The 1616-nt window shown below is 47.2% G+C and carries 2 protein-coding genes; one reads left to right on the top strand and one right to left on the bottom strand.

The window, feature by feature from the left end:
• Window positions 1-125: 125 nt before the first annotated feature.
• Window positions 126-299, top strand: a complete 174-nt coding sequence (locus tag Q0277_RS06670; RefSeq protein WP_297996696.1) for a hypothetical protein — start codon at window positions 126-128, stop codon at window positions 297-299.
• Window positions 300-387: 88 nt separating this feature from the next.
• Here the strand turns inward: Q0277_RS06670 and Q0277_RS06665 are convergent, their stop codons facing one another.
• Entirely contained in the window at window positions 388-1446 is a 1059-nt protein-coding gene (locus Q0277_RS06665) for a DUF3137 domain-containing protein (RefSeq protein WP_297996694.1), read from the bottom strand.
• Window positions 1447-1616 lie beyond the last annotated feature (170 nt).

Below are 1616 nucleotides of genomic sequence, written 5' to 3'. Positions count from 1 at the left end.
AATGGGGTTCATAGCTTTAAAATGAGAACTTTTGGAGATAATATTTTTTTATATACCTATGGGGATTTTTCTTAAATTTTATATTTTATCTATCAATGAATAAAAACCTCAAAGGCTTTAGTGCTATGCCGTTTATAAGGGTCACCGAACCTACGACTAACCCCGGATATCACAATATTTTACCAAGATACTATCTTATCTATATCTACAATGATAAAATTTACAACGATATCAAAGAGTATTTTTTGCAGAAAAATATAGATATCGACTACATCAAAAAGAATTATCTGTTCGCCTAAAACCATAAAGCTGCAAGTATAAGCCTAGACGATCGACACTCGGTTTGCCGCAAAAACCTATAAATTTTATCTAACCAAACTCGCTCGTCTAAATCCAAATCCTCACATTCAGTTTTAAAATTTTAACGATACTCAAAAAGCTTAAAATTTCGCTCTTTATCTCGCTTGCGGGGTCGCGACGCAGCACGCTTTCATAGACGCTAGGCTCGAAATTATCGCGCCTAGTGTGCACGAAAATATGGATCCGCCGCTCTCTGATGCTCGCCCAGATCTGCGCCCCCATCGCATCGCCCACCGCCAAAAACCGCTCCATAAATGCAGGCGTTAGCACGTACATCGCGTTTTGCGGCTCGTCGCTAAGCACCTTGTAGCGCGCGGCAAACTCCACGTTATCCATCGCAACGGGCTTTAGATCAATGTGCTGTTTATTTTGCATCTCGCGCGGATAGATGAAAACGGGCGCGATGATGCGTTTGTTAAATTCCGCTACGAAAAACGCCCCCACGAGCTCGTGCTGCAAATTTTGATGAAAAAAGCTCACGTCGCTAAACTCGAAGCTCACCCCCTGCCACGCGCCGCCCACGCGGTCGTTGCCGCGCAGATTTTCGATAAACTCGAACAGATCGCTCTGCACCACGCGCCAAAAAGGCACGCTGCCGTAGGAGACGTATTCGCAGCCTAGCTCGCGCACGAAAGGCGCCAGATAGTGCTGCTTGTAGCTTTGGCGGTACCGCCCGGTAAAGATATCTTGCGCGCTTCTTACGCCGAGCGCGTAAAGCCGCGCCGCTAGCCACGCCCCAAGCGCAAGCGCAGCCAAGCCTATCAACGCCTGCGGCAAGGCAGCGGAGTATTTGAAGATCAAAAACGAGATCGCTACCGCGCCGAATTTCAAAATATTTTCCGTGCCGATGAGATCCTTTTGCCAGCCGTTTAAGTGCACCTCGCGCAGGCTCACGGCGAGCGAGGCGACCGCCAGCAGCATAAGCATCGTCGCGCTAGAACTCTGCACGCCCTGCCTACGCGCGAAATACGCGATGACGCCGAATACCGCAAACAGGGCGATCGTGCTTACGGTGACGATAAACTTTAGCTGCTCCACGTGCTTTTTCGCATCTAGCCTCAGGCGCTCCAAATCATAAATAGTCAAAATTTCGTCCCTCTTTAAATTTGCCCGCAATTTTAGCGAAATTCTAGGAATTTTGGAATTTCAAAGCTCACTCGTCCGCACATAATGCGAATTTTTTATGAATTTCGCACAGCCCCCCTAAATTTAAGGATAAATTCAAAGCTCTAAGCTTAAAATTTCGTCGTAGCGGG

The organism is uncultured Campylobacter sp., from assembly GCF_938030815.1.
Lineage (GTDB): Bacteria > Campylobacterota > Campylobacteria > Campylobacterales > Campylobacteraceae > Campylobacter_B.
Note: the sequence above shows the minus strand (reverse complement) of the source record. Positions and strands in the feature narration are given on the sequence as shown.

Bases quoted from the DNA above. Each gene is read 5' to 3' on its own strand.
- Q0277_RS06670 (WP_297996696.1), top strand. From the start codon at position 126: ATGCCGTTTATAAGGGTCACCGAACCTACGACTAACCCCGGATATCAC.